Consider the following 15,829-nt stretch of genomic DNA (forward strand, 5'->3'; position numbering starts at 1 on the left):
CCTGAGCTTGCCCGATCCCTGAGCTTGCCGAAGGGTGCCCGTATCGATGGGCGCTTCGGCTTCGCTCAGCGACCGGGAATGATCAGCGCCGACGACGGGTGCCGAAGATGCCTGCAACGACGCTGGTCAGGATCGTCTGGGTGGTGCGCGAGCCGAGCACTTCTTCGAGCATGTTCTTCTGCGGTTTTGCTGCGGTCGCACGCGTGGTTCCACCGGTTGATTTCAGGATGCGGTTGTATTCGGCGTCCGCTGCCTTCTTCGCCTTCGCCTGGTCAGCCGCAGACTTGTCCGCCGCCTTCTGGGCGTCGATAACGGCCTGCGCATCTGCCGCTGCCTGCTGGCGGGCTGCTTCTGCATCCGCCGCGGCACTGAGCTTGCGGCCGAGCATCTCCCGAGCGGAATCACGGTCGATGGGTGTGCCGTACGTCGCGAGCAACGGCGAGGCTGCGACCGTCGCGTCGATCTGCGCGTCGGGTGTCGGCGACATCGAACCCTGCGGTGCGCGCATCCTGGTCCAGGCGACCGGGCTCGGTGCGCCCTTCTCGTTCATCACCGTCACGATCGCCTCACCGGTGGCGAGTGACTGCAGTACCTTCTCGAGGTCATAGCCGGAGGTCGGATACGTCGAGATGGTCGCCCGCAACGCCTTCGCATCATCCGGTGTGAACGCGCGCAACTGATGCTGCACGCGCGAGCCCAGTTGACCGAGGATGTCGCTCGGCACGTCTTTCGGCGTCTGCGTCACGAAGAAGATACCGACGCCCTTTGAGCGGATGAGCCGTACAGTCTGCGTGATGGAGCTGAGAAAGTCCTTCGACGCATCCTTGAACAAAAGATGCGCCTCGTCGAAGAAGAACACCAGCTTCGGCTTGTCGGCGTCGCCGACCTCGGGCAGATCGTTGAACAGGTCGGCGAGCAGCCACATCAGGAAGGTGCTGAACAGTGCGGGCTTGTCCTGCACACCGGGCACCTCGAGAAGGCTGACGATGCCCTTGCCGTCTGCGGTCGTCTTGAGGAATTCACGCGTGTCGATCTCGGGTTCGCCGAAGAAGGCATCCGCGCCCTGATCGGCGAACGTGATCAGTTCGCGCAGGATGACGCCGACCGTAGCGCTCGAGAGCCCGCCGAGGTCGGCCAGTTCGGCCTTGCCGTCATCGCTCGTCAGGTATTTGAGCACCTCACGCAAGTCTGAAAGGTCGAGCAGCGGCAGGCCCGCCTTGTCTGCGTAATGAAAGACCAAGCCGAGGCTTGACTCTTGCGTTGCGTTGAGTCCAAGCACCTTGGACAGCAACAGCGGCCCGAAACCGGCGATCGTCGCTCGGATCGGAACACCCTTGCCCACGCCGCCGAGGCTGAAATACTCAGTGGGTGATGCCTGCGGCTGCCAGACTTGGCCGATGCCCTTCGTGCGCGCCAACAGCTTGTCGCTCGACTCGCCTGCGCTCGCGATCCCCGAAAGGTCACCTTTGATGTCCGCGGCGAAAACCGGCACACCCGCTGCGGAGAGTTGCTCCGCGAGCACCTGCAGTGTCTTGGTCTTGCCCGTTCCGGTTGCACCGGCGACCAGGCCGTGCCTGTTCAGCATCGCGATCGGGATGCGTATGGGCACGTCCGACAGCGCATCCCCGTTGACGAGAGCGCCCATTTCGAGCGCGAGTTCACTGAAGGAATAGCCCGCGCGGATGGCGTCGACGTGCTCGGCGTTCAGCGGTCCCGTGGCGCCGCCGTTCCCTGAGCTTGCCGAAGCGCCGTCGTTCCCTGAGCTTGCCGAAGGGCTGCCGACCGCAGCCGCAGCAGCCTTAGCGGCAGCATCCTCGGCCCGCTTGATCGCGGCCTGAGCGTCGGCCTGTGCTTTCGCCGCCGCGGCCACCGCGGCGGCCGCCTCCGCCTGAGCTTGCTGGACCGCGTCATCCGTCATGGCGATAGCCTACTGATCACCGACGGTTCCCTGCGCCACAATCTCCCGCGGCATCCGTCGTCGCGCTAACGCGAGCCGTCACGTTTGGCTGCTCCCATGGCAGTTGGACAACCAAACGTGACGGCTCGCGAACTCAGCACGACGCCTTACTGGGCTAGGCTGCGGGCGTGCGCTCCTCGAGTCCCCAGGGCTGACCGTATCCACCTTCCGACTCGGGCCGCGCCATCAATTCGAGGAACGGCGCGGCATCGAACGCCTCCGGACCAAGCACTCCACGGCCGGTCCAGGCGCCGGATGCGAGCAGCTCCAGCGCGATCACCGGGTTCAACGCGGTCTGCCAGACGACGCACTGGCTGTCGTATTCGCGCATCGTCCATTCGTTGTCGCTCACGTGATAGAGATACACCTCGCGCGGGTTGCCGTCGAGACCCGTGCCACGCACCCAGACGCCTGCGCAGGTCTTGCCTGTCATCCGCGGTCCGATGGTCGCAGGATCAGGCAGTGCTGCCGCGACGACGTCCCGTGGTGCGACCTCGACCGGCCCGTTGGGGCTGCGCACGCGCAGGGGTGTCGTCGAGTCCAGGCCGAGCTGGTGCAGTGTCTTCAGAATGCCGATGAACTCATCGCCGAGGCCGTACTTGAAGGTGACCCGTTTGGCGTTCAGCCAGCGCGGCATCAGCAGCACTTCTTCGTGTTCGACGTTGACGCACTCGACCGGGCCGATCCCCTCCGGGAAGGTGAAGATTTCCGGCTCGCTGAACGGCGCAGTCGTGTACCAGCCGGTGTCTTTCTCGAAGATCACGGGCGGGTTCAGGCACTCCTCGATGGTCGTCCAGATGCTGAAGCTCGGTGCGAAGATCTCCTCGCCGTTCTCGTCACGCACGACCAGGTTGGCACCGTCGCGCGTGCCGAGCTCCTCGATCTCGCTGAACAGGTGGTCGGATGCGTAGCGCGCGAAGACATCCGACATGCCCGGTTCCACGCCCATGCCGACCAGCGCAAGCCGACCGGCGCGCTCCCAATCGGGCGCCTGCTCGAACTGGTCGTCGCCGAGCTTGACGCCGGTCTGCGCGTAGGGGTCGGTCGGGTGCGGCTCGGACAGGCTCATCGCCATATCCAGATAGTCGGCTCCTGCTGCGAGCGCGCCGGCGAAGATGGTGGGCACGAACTTCGGTTCAACCGCGTTGATGACATGCGTTGCGCGGTGCTCTCGAGCGACGGATGCGACCCGGTCGGGATCGGAGGCGTCGATCGCGGCGGGAACGAAGCGAGCAGCGGCATCCGCCCCGTGCTTGTCCGCGATCCACGCGATGGTGCGCTGCACACGCGCGATGTCGTAGTCGCTGACGACGATCTGTTCATAGAAACTGCGCCGGGCCGCGATCTTTGCGATCGAATCGCCGACGCCGCCGGCGCCGACCAGAAGTATTCTCATGCGGCAACGCTACCAACACCAAAACGACGGGGTTTTTCAACGCCACTCCGCGCTGAAGGCGCACGAGGCGGCGTGTCCAATCAATTCTTCCGTCGTTTTGGTTTTGTGCACGGGCGATGCGATCACGAGTCGGCGGCAGCGTCCGCCGCGGCCGCACCGGCCGACGCGGGTGCTGACGCGGCAGCGGGTGCGCGTACCAGGGCGACGACGAGAGCGACGACCGCGATCAGCCAGCATCCGGCCATGATCGCGGAGCTGAAGTCCTCGTTGTAGTCGACGAAGCTCATCCCGTTGAAGAACGCCGCGAAGGTGAAGAACAGCGCGATGCCGCTCGCCCAGCGCCAGCCACGCCCGTCACGACGGAGCGAGACGATGAACAGGGCGAGAGTGCCCACGAACAGCACGGCGCCGAGCAGAGCGTGCAGGAACAGCACGCTGCCGCCGCCGAAAGTCAATGCCCAGACCAGGCTCGCCGCAGATCGGCTGAAATATTCTCCGCCGGTAGCGCCAGGGTGCGTTTTCGGCAGGGTGACGAACAGGTTCAGAGTCATGCCGAACGCGAACTGCACTGCGAACAGCACCAACAGCCAGGTCGCGGTTCTGCGTAGCCGCTTCAACACCATCCCCTTGGGGTATCACCATCGAAGCATGACCGCAAGAGGTCACGCGTCGACTCAGCGCCCCGGGTCAGCCGACGGTGAGCGCAGTCCAGGACACCGGCGGCAGCGTGATCGTGAGGGTTCCCGAATGTAGCTGCGCACTCTCGTTGCTGACGAGTCCGACCCTGTCCCGTTCGTTCAGGGTGTTCTTCGCATACACATCTTCGTCGGTCAGCGTCTGGGCGTCGATCAGTGCAACACCAGGCAGTGCCGTCAGATCGATGGTGACCACCGCTTGTTCGGTGCGAGACCGGTTGACCAGGAAAGCGGATGCGCTGCCCGCGTCCGCGTCATACGTCGCGACCGCGTCGACCAGATTCGCCTCGCCATACTGCTGTGTCGAATAGGTGTCGCTACTGAGCCTGATGTCCAATGCCGTTCCGGTCGCAAGCCGAGATGTGAGCGCGAACGGGAAGTACGTCGTCTGACGCCAGGCGGGTCCTGCCGGCTCGGTCATGATCGGTGCGATCACGTTCACCAGTTGGGCGAGCGACGCACTGGTCACCCGGTCTGCGTGTTTGAGCAGTGAGATCAGCAGGTTGCCGAAGACTACGGCATCCGCAATCGAGTATGCGTCTTCGAGCAAGCGCGGAGCCACGGGCCAGTTATCGAGCCCTTCGATCTTGTCAACACCGTGGTAGCGATCGATGTACCAGACGTTCCATTCATCGAATGAGATGTTGATGGTCTTATCGCTGCCGTTCACTGCCTTCACGTGGTCGGCCGTCGCGACGACGGATTCGATGAAGTGATCCATGTCGACGGCGGACGCGAGAAAGCTGTCAAGGTCGCCGTTCTTCTCCTCGTAGTACGCGTGGCAGGAGATATAGTCCACATCGTCGTAGGCGTGCGTGAGCACGACCCGCTCCCACTCGCCGAACGTGGGCATGTGCGCGCTCGAGGAGCCGCAGACGACCAGTTCGATCGAGGGGTCCAGCTGCCGCATGGCCTTCGCGGTGCGGGAGGCGAGTTTGCCGTAGTCGTCGGCGGAACGATGGCCGAGCTGCCACGGGCCGTCCATCTCGTTTCCGAGGCACCACATCTTCACACCGAACGCATCCGTTTTGCCGTTTGCGATCCGTTGGTCGGCGAGCGCCGTGCCTGACGCGATGTTCGAATATTCGAGCAGGTCGAGCGCTTCTTGGGTTCCGCGGGTGCCGAGGTTCACAGCCAGCATCAGTTCGCTGCCGACCTTTTCGAGCCAGGAGGAGAACTCGTGCAGGCCGATCTCGTTGGTTTCGGTGGAGTGCCAGGCCAGGTCGAGCCGACGCGGCCGGTCTGCGCGCGGGCCGACACTGTCTTCCCACCGGAATCCGGAAACGAAGTTGCCGCCCGGGTAGCGAATCGTGGAGACGCCCAGTTCCGCGACGAGCGCGATCACGTCCGTGCGGAAGCCTTCCTCGTCGGCTGTCGGATGCCCGGGCTCGTAGATTCCGTCATAGACACACCGCCCCAGGTGCTCGACGAACGATCCGAACAGTCGACGGTTGACGGCGCCGATCGCGAACTGCGGATCGACGGTAAGGCGTGCGGTGACCATTTTCTTCTTTCATGAGGGGATGCCCGGCCTGGCCGGCCGGGCAGGTGAGCGGATGCGTGCGCCTATTTCAGGCTGCCGAGCGACAGACCGCCCTGCCAATACTTCTGCAACGTGAGAAACGCGATGATGAGTGGAATGATCGACACGAGCGAGCCCACGATGATCAGACTCCACAGCGAGTGCCCGCCACCATTGTTCGATGACGCCAATTGCTCCCACAGCCCGAGGCCGACCGTTATCGGGTACAACCGCGAATTCGACAGCATCGCCAGCGGCAGAAAATAGTTGTTCCACGTTCCAACGACAGACAGCAGCAGCACGGTGATGACGGCAGGCCGCATCAGCGGCAGCGCAACGCGGAAAAACGTGCGGAATTCACCGGCGCCGTCCACTCGGGCCGCGTCCAGAAGTTCATCCGGCACGGCATCCCCGGTGTAGACACGCATCAGATAGACACCGAACGGGCTGAGCAGCGAGGGCAGGATGATGGCCCAAATCGTGTCGGTCAATCCGAGGTTCGACATGAGCACGAAGGTCGGGATCACGAGCGCGGTCAACGGCACCATGACCGAGCCAAGCAAAAGTGAGAACATGAATGTGCGGCCGCGGAACTTGTACTTGGCGAACCCGTAGCCGGCCAACACGGAGACGATGGTGGCGCCGAGGCCGCCCGAGACGGCATACAGCACCGAGTTGCCGAGCCACTGCAGGTACTCACCGTTGTTGTAGGTGAATAGGTCTTGCAGGTTGCTGAACAGGTTGAAGTTCTTGTCGAACCACAACGTTCCGGCTGTTCCGCCGAAGAGCCCCTGTGCATCTTTGGTGCTTGCGACGAAGAGCCACCAGATCGGGATCAAGAAATAGATGACCAGTGCGAGTAAGAACAGATGCGCGACCGTGTTGCGGCGGCGTTTCGGGATGCGCGCCGACAACCCGCGTGTCGACGATCCCCGTTTCGACGATCTCCGTGTCGACGATCTCCGTGTCGACGATCCCGGGGCAGGCGCAGCATTCGTGAGTGTGCTCATTTCAGGATGCTCCCTCTCTTACGAGTTGCGAACATGAAGATGTAGACGGCGATGAAGACCACGATTCCCAGTGCGAAGGAGATCGTCGATGCGTAGTTGAACTGGGCGTAGGAGAACGCCAGGTTGAACGCGTAGATATTCGGCGTGAAGTCCGGGGTGATCGATCCGTTGGCGACCGGCCCAAGCACCTGCGGCTCCGTGAAGAACTGCAGGGTTCCGATCAGCGCGAACACGAGAATCAGGATCATGGCGGAGCTGACCAACGGCAACTTGATGCGGAAGGCCACCTGCCACGAATTCGCACCGTCGAGTTTCGCCGCCTCATACAGGGCCGGGTCAATTCCCTGCAACGCGGCGAAGATGATGATCATGTAGTAACCGGCCCACTGCCAGGTGACCACATTGAGCAAGCCGGCGAAGACGTTGTCCGGGCTGAGCATGAACGGCGCCTGTGCGTGGAACAGGGAGAAGATGTCCTGCAGCGGTCCGAAGGTCGGGCTATACAGAAAACCCCACATCAGCGCGCCGATAACCGCGGGAATCGCGTAGGGGAGGAAGATCATCAAGCGCGAGAATTTAGCGAGCCGCGTGGTGAGCGCATCCAGCAACAGCGCAGCAGCGAGCGAAACGGCCATCTGCACCGGGATCAACACGATCGCGAACCGGATCACGAACCAGATGCCTTTGAGGAACGACGGGTCAGTGAACGCCTTGACATAGTTGTCGATGCCGGCGAACGTCGTGCCGGTGGCCAGCCCCTTCGTGTACAGGCTGAGGTAGAACGCGTAGGCGAGTGGCGCAACCAAGAACAGTGCGAACACGATAGCGAACGGTGCGATGAAGAGCCAGCCGACCCTCGCACGTCGCGCCGTCATCCGGGCGCTGCGCGAGACCGGTGCCCGCCGTCCGCGCGGTGTTGATGGCGGCTTCACTGCCGCCACGACCCCTGAGGTACTCATCCTCTCCCTGCTTTCCTTCTGTGCATGTTCATGTTCATGTTCATGTGCGTGCACATGTTCATATTCGTGTACATGTGCATGTTCAGTTCATGCGCGTGTACATGTGCGAGCGTGTGCGTCGATGTTGCGAGCGGATGCCGGGGCCGCGCGATTGCAGCGCCCCGGCGTCCGCAATCGCCGGCTACTGCGTGACCGTGAAGCCCTGGCTCTTCGCGTAGGTCACCATGGTCTTCTGCAGATCGGTCGCGGCCTGCTCCCCCGTGGTCTTGCCCGCGTTGATCTTCACGAGCTCCGCTTGAAGCTGCGCGTAGTAGTAGACCGAGAACGGGCTGTAGTTGAAGCCCTTGTACGCGTTCTCAGCAGGCACGTAGACGTCTTTGTTCGCGGTTTGGCCGTTGAAGAAGTCCACCTTGTTGTTGATGAATTCGTCGGAGGTCAGCACGCCCTGATTCAGCGGGAAGATGGTCTGCGTCTTCCAGCCGTCTGTGAGCGAAGCGTCATCTGCGTAGAGGCCCTTTGCCACTTCGGCCGCGAGCTTCTTGTCCGTCGCCTGCGTGGTCACCGCGAACGTCGAACCGCCCCAGTTCACAGACACGTTGTCTCCGGCGTTCCACTGCGGAAGCGGTGCAACAGAGAATTCGCCCTTCTCGCTGCCCTTTCCGACGCCCGCGCCCGTCAGGTAGCCGGGCGCCCACGCCGCTGAGATGTAGGTGGCGTACTTGCCACCGACCATGCCGGAGATGTAGTCGGTCGTGAACTGATCCTGTTTGCCGACAAGCCCCTTGTTGGAAAGGCCCGCCCAGTAGGAGAGCACGTCTTTCGTGGCCTGGTCATCGAGGGTGATCTTCACGTCTTTGGGCTTGGCCAGGTCGTACACGAACGGCACGGCGCCCTTTTGTGCCATCAGAGCCGTGATCGCAGCGGGAACGTTGCTGCCCAGGTCGCCGAACAGCGGCCCACCCGCATCCTTCACCTTCTGAGCGTCTGCCGCGTACTCAGCCCACGTGGTCGGTGGCGTCGTAATGCCGTACTTCGCGAAAACATCCGTGCGGTAGATCATGGCCATCGGGCCGCCGTCGACCGGGATGGCGTAAACGGCGTCGCCCTGCGACACGTCCTTCCAGGCACCGGCACTGAAGTTCTTCTTGACATCGTTCGCACCGAACTGGCTCAGGTCGACGAGCGCCTTCTGGATCTCGAACCCGGTGAGCTGATCCGCCTCGAGCATGATCACGTCGGGGGCGCCCTTGTTCGCGGCGATCGCAGTCTGGAACTTCGCGTATTCCGGGGCCCCTTGCCCTGCGACGGTCCAGCACACCTGCACGTCTTTGTGGGCCTTGTTGAAGTTGTCGACGACGGTCGCCATGTTCGGATACCAGGCCCAGACGGAAACCTGCGGGGCATCCTTATAGATCATCTTGTTCGTGCAGTTGGTGAGCTTCGGGCTGGTGCCGGCGGCCGTGTCGCTCGAACCTCCCCCTCCGCTGCAGGCTGCGAGCGACGCCGTCAGCGCCACTGCGGACAGGACGGCAAAGAGTGCCTTCTTTTTCACTGTGTTCCCTTCGATTGTGCTTCTTTGCATCAGACTTCGTTGTCGTGACACGAGTCGTGACACGAGTCGACAGGAGGCTTGAACATCAATTTACAACGTTGTAGGTAAACGTTGTAACTACATCATGCAGATCGAAGTGCGCCCTGTCAAGCGCGAGCGCTGAACTACAGCCGTGCCGATGGCTACGCTTTGGTAACGGCCGTTGACTCGCGCGAGACGATGCGGAAGTCTGCCCGCAACTCCCGTGGGGCGATCGGATCGCCCCCTGCCGCCGCGATCCGCTCCAGCAGCACCCGCACCGCTGTTTCGGCGATCTCATCGCGACCGGGATCCACGGTCGTCAGCGTCGGAAGCGAATATCGCGTCTCATCGATGTCGTCAAAGCCGATGACGGCGACATCGTTCGGGATCCGCAGGCCCGCATCCTGCATCACGCGCATCGCTCCGAGCGCGATCGAATCGTTGAATGCGACCACGCCGTCGAACGAGATACCGGAATCCAGCGCGCCCCGCATCGCATCCGCCCCATCGCCACGATGCCAGGCATCGACATTCACCACGAGCTCCTCGCGATACGGCAACCCGGCGGTCTCAAGGCCTTGCCGATAGCCGGCCAAGCGCAACCCCGCCGACCCGATGATCTCGTTCGGATGCGCACCGAAAGCCAGGATGCGTGTGCGCCCGAGGGCCGCGATATGCTCGGTCGCCGCCCGCGCCGCCTCGACGTTCTGCATGGTCACGTGATCCGTCGGCCCGTCGAAGATTCGCTCGCCCAGGAGCACCAACGGGGTTGGGATGTCGACGAGCGCAGCGTCTGCCTGGCCGAGGCCGAGCACGCTGAACAGAACGCCGTCGACCATCCGCATGCGGGGTCCACGCAAGATCTCGAGTTCGCGATCACGATCGCCGTCGGACTGCTGGATCAACACGAAGATGTCGTGCTGTGCGGCGGCGCGCATGACGGCATCCGCAAGTTCGGCGAAGTACGCATTCTTGAGATCGGGGATGACCAGGCTGATCGCCCCTGTGCGACCGGAGCGCAGCCCGCGGGCGGAGAGATTCGGCTGATAGCCGAGCTGCTCGATCGCATCCTGCACGCGTTGGCGCGTCTCGGGCTTGATGTGCGGGTAGTCGTTGATGACGTTGGAAACCGTCTTGATCGACACACCGGACGCTCTCGCGACATCGTGCAAAGTGACCGCCACCGCGCTCCCCCTCAGCTTCATCACGGGGCACTGTGCTCGCCGCTCGTTCCTGAATACGCAGACTACAACGTTGGAGAGCTCTTCCGTGACGACCCGACGACGCAGTTACCCACTTCTGCCGGTGCAGACCCGGCCAAGCCGGACGGCTGTTTGCGCTGAAGAGGACTTTGCACGACAAACCGGATGCGAAAGCGCTATCGGATCCGGGCCAGCGTCAAGAATCCGGTCCTGCGTAACCGCTGGCCGCGTCAGTGCGAAGCACCGTCAGTTCGGCGGCTCCATCAGTTGGTCAACGCCGTCAATTCGTTAGCGCAGGCACGGTGCGCGGCCGGACCACGAACCACAGCACGATCACGGAGACAAGCGAGGTGCCGATCATGACGGCGCCCATCGGGATCGCGTTGCTGACGCCCAGGATGCCCACGATCGGGGAGATGATCCCGGCCATGCCGAAGTTGACGGCTCCGAGCAGCGACGCCGCAGTGCCCGCCTCGTTTCCGTGCGTATTGAGACCGAGAACCTGGATGCAGGGAAAGCTGAAACCACAGCACGCGATGAAGAACCACAGTGGAATCAGGATGCCCCACAGCCCGGCCCCTGCAATATCCAGCACCACGATCGTCGCGCCGAGCACGAGCATCGCGGTGGTCGTTCCGACCAGGATCCATTGCGGACCGAGATATTTCGTCAAACGCGCGCTGGCTTGCACTCCGAACACGACGCCCAGCGAGTTGACGGCGAACAGCAGCCCGTACTGTTGCGCATCGAACGCGTAAACCTGCTGGAACAGGAACGGCGATGCCGACAAATACGCGAACAGCCCGCTGAAGGTCATGCCGCCGACGATGGCTGTGCCGACGAACACGCGGTCGGTGAGCACCGCGCGGTAGCGGTCCCGAAGAGTCGAGTGCCCGGCATCCAGCCGCCGCTCGACCGGGCGCGTTTCCACGATCAGGAACCAGACGGCCGCGAGCACCACGGCGCCGTAGCAGGCGAGAACCAAGAAGATGCCACGCCAGGGCATGATCGACAGCAACTGCGACCCGATCACAGGGGCGAGCACCGGGGCGAGTCCGCTGACGAGGGCGAGGCGGGAAAGCATCCGCACGAGGGGTCGCCCGCCGAACAAGTCGCGCACCATCGCCATCGCGACAACGCCGCCGGCCGCTGCGCCGAAACCCTGAAGAATGCGGAAGACTGCGAGCCAGGTGATGTCGGGCGACACTGCAGCGCCGATCGACGCGGCGATGTGCAGCCCTGTCGCCAGGATCAGCGGCAGGCGGCGCCCGACCTTGTCGCTCCACGGTCCGACCAGGAGCTGACCGACAGCGAAACCGACGGTCGTGCCGGTGAGAGTCAGCTGGATCGCGGCGGCGGATACGTGCATGTCCGACTCGAGCACCGGGAACGCAGGCAGGTACAAGTCGATCGTGAACGGACCAAGCGCGGTGAGAGCGCCGAGCACGAGGATGTAGACGAGTCGCTCGCGGCCGGAAAGCGAATCGCCGGGGTGGACAACAGTAGTCACGAAAAGACGTTCCTTGGAATGAAGATGACAATGCCGCGCCGAATACGACGCAACAGTGAAGCGGGCAGGACCACGCGTGCGCGGCCCGGATGCTCGGATCTCGGATGCTCGGATCTCAAGCGTGAGCTCGAACCCATCGAATCGATTCGAGACGAACCGATCAAGCCTAGCGGATGCCGCGCCCTCGCTGAGTTGCATGGATGCCGCACCGGTGACAGGAGGAATGGCGTAGACCCCTGGGAACAGGATCAATCGTCCTGCTCTCGGAATATTCTCCTGTCCTCAATCACGCATTCAGTTCAGTTGGCCGTCATCGTGCAGCCATCGAACGGCCTCCGCAACCGCCTCGAGTGAGGTGTAGCGCGGCGCGTAGCCGAGCATCCGCTGCGCCTTCTCAATGCTGAATGCGGGGCTGCGCGCGATGTGATCCCAGGTGATGTCGGCGTTCTGGTCGCCGACGACGGCGCGGAATTCTTCGAACGGCACAAAGCGCAGGCTGGCTTCGCGCCCCGACCAGCCGGCGACCGCCTGCGCATAGCCACGCAGCGTGAGCGCGCGTGGCGAGACGATGCTGAAGGCTGAGCCCGCGGCATCCGCTGCGTGGTCGATCGCCCGTTCGAAAGCCTGCGCGACATCGTCGGCGTGAACGTGATGCAGCGTCTCGAGGCCGAGATTCGGCAGCACGACCTCACGGCCGGACGCAAGCCGCGCCCACACATCGAGATTGAGGTTGGCGGCGGGATTGATGACCCGCCAACCTGGTCCGCTGATGTGGCCGGGATGCAGCACGATGCAGGGCAGCCCGCCGGCACTGCGCGACTCGGCCAGGAGCATGTCCTCGATCGCCGCCTTGCCCAGCCCGTACGCGCCCCAGGTGTTGCGCGGTGCGTCCTCTGTTCCGGGCACCTCGGTCAACGGGCCGTGAATCCAAATACTCCCGCAGGTGATCAGAAGCGCTGCGGTTCCGCGCAGCGCTTCGACGAGCTGCTGCGCAGACGCGGCCGTGAAGCAGATCAAATCGATGACGACATCCGGCTTCAACTCGGCGACTAGCGCGCCAAAGGTGCCAGCCGCATCCAGAGCGTCGCGGTCGATTGCGATGCGTCGCGCCCGCTGCCACCGCGGATCGGACCGGTATGGTTCGCGGATGCCCCGCGAGAGCGCCACCACCTCGTCACCGCGATCGACGAGCCGCGGGATCAGATAACTGCCGACGTGTCCTGTTGCGCCGATCACGACCACCCGCATCTGTGCATCCCTTCTTACTTGTTGTGTGTTGCTTGTTGCAGCGCTTCGCTCAGCCAAGGCCGCCGAAAGCGGCCGGATCGGCCAGCAGCGGCGCGAACGCCAGTTCGGCGGCACCGATCATCAGCAGATTGCGACCGAGTTCGGCACGCACGATCCGCAGCGATTCCCCGGATGCGCGCAGTGCGGTCTCCGAGACGAGCTTATGCAAACGATCGGGCGCGGCCGCGACCAGCGCGCCGAGGAATCCGCCGAGCACGATCAATTGCGGATTGAAGATGTTGGTCGCATTCCGCACGGATACGGCCAAAAAACCCAGTTGTCGTTCGATCTCGCCACGCACGGCGATCGAATCGGATGCCGCGAGCGCCTGCTCAAGCTCGTCGCCGTCCGCACTCGCAAGGCCGAGCACGGCGAGAAGAGATCGCTGATTCACCTCGGTCTCGAGGCATCCGATCGCGCCGCAATGACAGCGCACGCCGGAACTGTTGACCAGGGTGTGACCGAGTTCTCCGGCGTAACCGGCGAGGCCGGTTAGCGGGCGGCCGTCGGTGATCACGCCGCCGCCGATGCCGCTCGCACCGCCGTTGAGGTACACAAGGTCACGCACGCCCCGACCTGCGCCGAACAGCCTCTCGGCGTTCGCCCCGAGATTCGCGTCGTTCGCTGCGACAACGGGCAACCCGGTCAGCTCGTGCAGCCGCTCGGTGAACGGCTCATCGACCCAGTTCAGGTGAGGCGCGAGCCGCACCAGCCCGTCGCTGCGTCTGACCAAGCCGGGCATCGCAACCCCGATCGCGACCGGCGCCGCGTCAAGATCGGCACGCATCCCGTCGATGACGGCGGATGCGATGCGGGCCGCCTCCAGGGACCCGACCGGCCCGTTCGTGGCGTGTCTCACACGGCGCTGCACGCGTGCATCGAGACCGACCAGGCCGACCGTGACCGCGTCGATCTCGGGGTTCACAGCGATCGCGGCGATCGCGCTATTCGGTGCGACAACGGGACTGGGCCGCCCGACGCGATTGCTGGCATCCGGTTCGCGCTCGCTGGCCAGGCCGAGCTCGGCGAGCTCGGCGACAAGCGCACCGATGGTCGATCGGTTCAGCCCGGTGGCCGCGGTCAACGCGGCACGCGACGACGGCCCCTGTCTGTGCACGAGACCGAGCACGGTCGACAGATTGTGCTGTCGAACGCTGTCGAGATTATTGCCTCTGCCGGTCGGTGCTGCCACGCTGTGCAGCCTAGTAGCCGGGCAGCCTAGTCGGGAAGGTGACCGCTGGCCGCCAGTTCCGCGTACCAGGCTGCGCTGTCCTTGGGCAGTCGCTCGAGCGTGTCGTAGTCCACGCGCACGATGCCGAAACGCATCGAGTAACCGAAGCCCCACTCGAAGTTGTCCAACAGAGACCAGACGAAGTAGCCGCGCAGGTCGACCCCGGCCGACAGCGCACGGTGCACCGCCGTGAGGTGCCTGCGGAAGTAGTCGATGCGATCGGTGTCATGAACCGCCGGGCGGGCGGCATCCGAACCAGACGCATCCGCCGTCACCACATCGTCGAAGGCCGCCCCGTTCTCGGTAACCATCAGGGGCTGATCCGGGAATTCGGCGTGCACCGCGAGCAGCAGCTCTTCGAGGCCGCTTGGCTCGATGTTCCAGCCCATCGACGTGTACGGCCCAGGCTGTTCCAGAAACTCGATGTCATCAGCGCCCGGCCACGGTGACGCGCCAACCGCTTTGTGGCCGTCTGCGCTCGCGCGCTCACCCTCGCCATCCCAGACTCGAACACGCGTCGTCGAGTAATAGTTGACGCCCAGCACGTCGATCTTCTGGTTGATGAGCTCGGTGTCGCCGTCGAGCACGAACGACCAGTCGGTGATGTCGCGGGTGTCTTCTAACAGATCGCGCGGGTAGCCGCCGTGCAGCATCGGCCCTGTGAAGATGCGGTTGCCGATGGCGTCGATGCGCCGCACCGCCTCCGGCCCGGTCGGCCCGTCTCCTCGTAGCGCATGCAGATTGAGCGTCACCGAGTACTGCGCGTCATTCGTCACGACGGCGCGCAGTTCGCGCAGTGCCAATCCGTGCGCCAGGTTCAGGTGGTGCGCTGCCTTCAGCGAGGCAAGCGGCTCCGTGCGCCCGGGCGCATGCGCACCGGATGCGTAACCCAAGAACGCCGCACACCACGGCTCATTCAGCGTTGTCCAGACGGCGACCCGATCGCCGTACGCCTCGCCGACAATGCGGGCATACTCTGCGAACGCCAGGGCGGTCGACCGATTCGTCCAGCCGCCCTCGTCTTCGAGCGCCTGTGGCAGGTCCCAGTGGTACAGCGTGGCAACGGGTGCGATGCCACGCGCAATCAGGCCATCGATCAGCCGCGAATAGAACGCGAGCCCCGCTTGATTCGCCGGCCCGCGACCGGTCGGCTGGATGCGCGGCCAGGCGATCGAGAAGCGGTATGCGTGCAGGTTCAAGCTCTGCATCAGGTCGAGGTCGGCCTCCAACCGGTGGTAGTGGTCATCCGCTACGTCGCCGGTGTCCCCGTTGCACACTTTGCCCGGTGTGTGGCTGAAGGTGTCCCAGATGCTTTGGCCGCGGCCGTCCTCGTTCACGGCGCCCTCGACCTGGTACGACGCCGTCGCTGATCCGAAAACGAAGTCGGCGGGAAACTGAATTCCGCCGTCTCGATAGTCCGCGTTGCCTGTGCTCATCGTTGTGCTTTCGCCTCTCCGCGCCAACCGGCACGCTCGTGTCCTCATCTG

General features: G+C 63.9%; 12 protein-coding genes. All 12 read right to left on the reverse strand.

Annotated features, from left to right (window positions below):
* Positions 1-82: 82 nt before the first annotated feature.
* The 12 genes from QU604_RS17545 to QU604_RS17600 all read right to left on the reverse strand — a co-directional run bounded on the left by QU604_RS17545 (position 83) and on the right by QU604_RS17600 (position 15,778).
* Complete coding sequence (locus QU604_RS17545; RefSeq protein WP_308465899.1) at positions 83-1,918, reverse strand: helicase HerA-like domain-containing protein; 1,836 nt, start codon at positions 1,916-1,918, stop codon at positions 83-85.
* 154 nt (positions 1,919-2,072) lie between these two features.
* A complete protein-coding gene (locus tag QU604_RS17550; protein WP_308465900.1) occupies positions 2,073-3,353 on the reverse strand; it encodes a saccharopine dehydrogenase family protein in 1,281 nt (426 codons plus the stop codon).
* Between the two features lie 122 nt (positions 3,354-3,475).
* Positions 3,476-3,976, reverse strand: coding sequence for a hypothetical protein (locus tag QU604_RS17555; protein WP_308465901.1), 501 nt, complete (start codon positions 3,974-3,976; stop codon positions 3,476-3,478).
* A 64-nt stretch (positions 3,977-4,040) separates the two neighbouring features.
* Positions 4,041-5,552: an arabinosylfuranosidase ArfA gene (gene arfA, locus QU604_RS17560; RefSeq protein ID WP_308465902.1), complete on the reverse strand. Its 1,512-nt coding sequence runs from the start codon at positions 5,550-5,552 to the stop codon at positions 4,041-4,043.
* 62 nt (positions 5,553-5,614) lie between these two features.
* On the reverse strand, positions 5,615-6,580 hold the full coding sequence (locus tag QU604_RS17565) for a carbohydrate ABC transporter permease (protein ID WP_308465903.1): 966 nt from the start codon (positions 6,578-6,580) through the stop codon (positions 5,615-5,617).
* Complete coding sequence (locus tag QU604_RS17570; RefSeq protein WP_308465904.1) at positions 6,577-7,539, reverse strand: carbohydrate ABC transporter permease; 963 nt, start codon at positions 7,537-7,539, stop codon at positions 6,577-6,579. The genes QU604_RS17565 and QU604_RS17570 overlap by 4 nt, the downstream gene beginning before the upstream one ends.
* Positions 7,540-7,720: 181 nt before the next feature.
* Positions 7,721-9,121 (reverse strand): ABC transporter substrate-binding protein, encoded by a 1,401-nt coding sequence (locus QU604_RS17575; protein ID WP_308465905.1) that lies wholly within the window; start codon positions 9,119-9,121, stop codon positions 7,721-7,723.
* A gap of 152 nt (positions 9,122-9,273) precedes the next feature.
* Complete coding sequence (locus QU604_RS17580) at positions 9,274-10,317, reverse strand: LacI family DNA-binding transcriptional regulator (RefSeq protein ID WP_308465906.1); 1,044 nt, start codon at positions 10,315-10,317, stop codon at positions 9,274-9,276.
* 277 nt (positions 10,318-10,594) lie between these two features.
* The gene (locus QU604_RS17585) at positions 10,595-11,824 is read right to left on the reverse strand and encodes a multidrug effflux MFS transporter (protein ID WP_308468961.1); all 1,230 of its coding nucleotides are present in this window, start codon (positions 11,822-11,824) and stop codon (positions 10,595-10,597) included.
* A 294-nt stretch (positions 11,825-12,118) separates the two neighbouring features.
* On the reverse strand, positions 12,119-13,072 hold the full coding sequence (locus tag QU604_RS17590) for an NAD-dependent epimerase/dehydratase family protein (RefSeq protein WP_308465907.1): 954 nt from the start codon (positions 13,070-13,072) through the stop codon (positions 12,119-12,121).
* 49 nt (positions 13,073-13,121) lie between these two features.
* Positions 13,122-14,303 carry an ROK family transcriptional regulator gene (locus QU604_RS17595; RefSeq protein WP_308465908.1) on the reverse strand — a complete coding sequence of 394 codons (1,182 nt, stop codon included), beginning with the start codon at positions 14,301-14,303 and terminating at the stop codon, positions 13,122-13,124.
* A 26-nt stretch (positions 14,304-14,329) separates the two neighbouring features.
* Positions 14,330-15,778 carry a GH1 family beta-glucosidase gene (locus tag QU604_RS17600; RefSeq protein ID WP_308465909.1) on the reverse strand — a complete coding sequence of 483 codons (1,449 nt, stop codon included), beginning with the start codon at positions 15,776-15,778 and terminating at the stop codon, positions 14,330-14,332.
* Positions 15,779-15,829: the final 51 nt, after the last annotated feature.

Source organism: Rathayibacter sp. SW19 (assembly GCF_030866825.1).
In the GTDB taxonomy this organism is placed as follows: Bacteria; Actinomycetota; Actinomycetes; order Actinomycetales; family Microbacteriaceae; genus Rathayibacter_A; species Rathayibacter_A soli.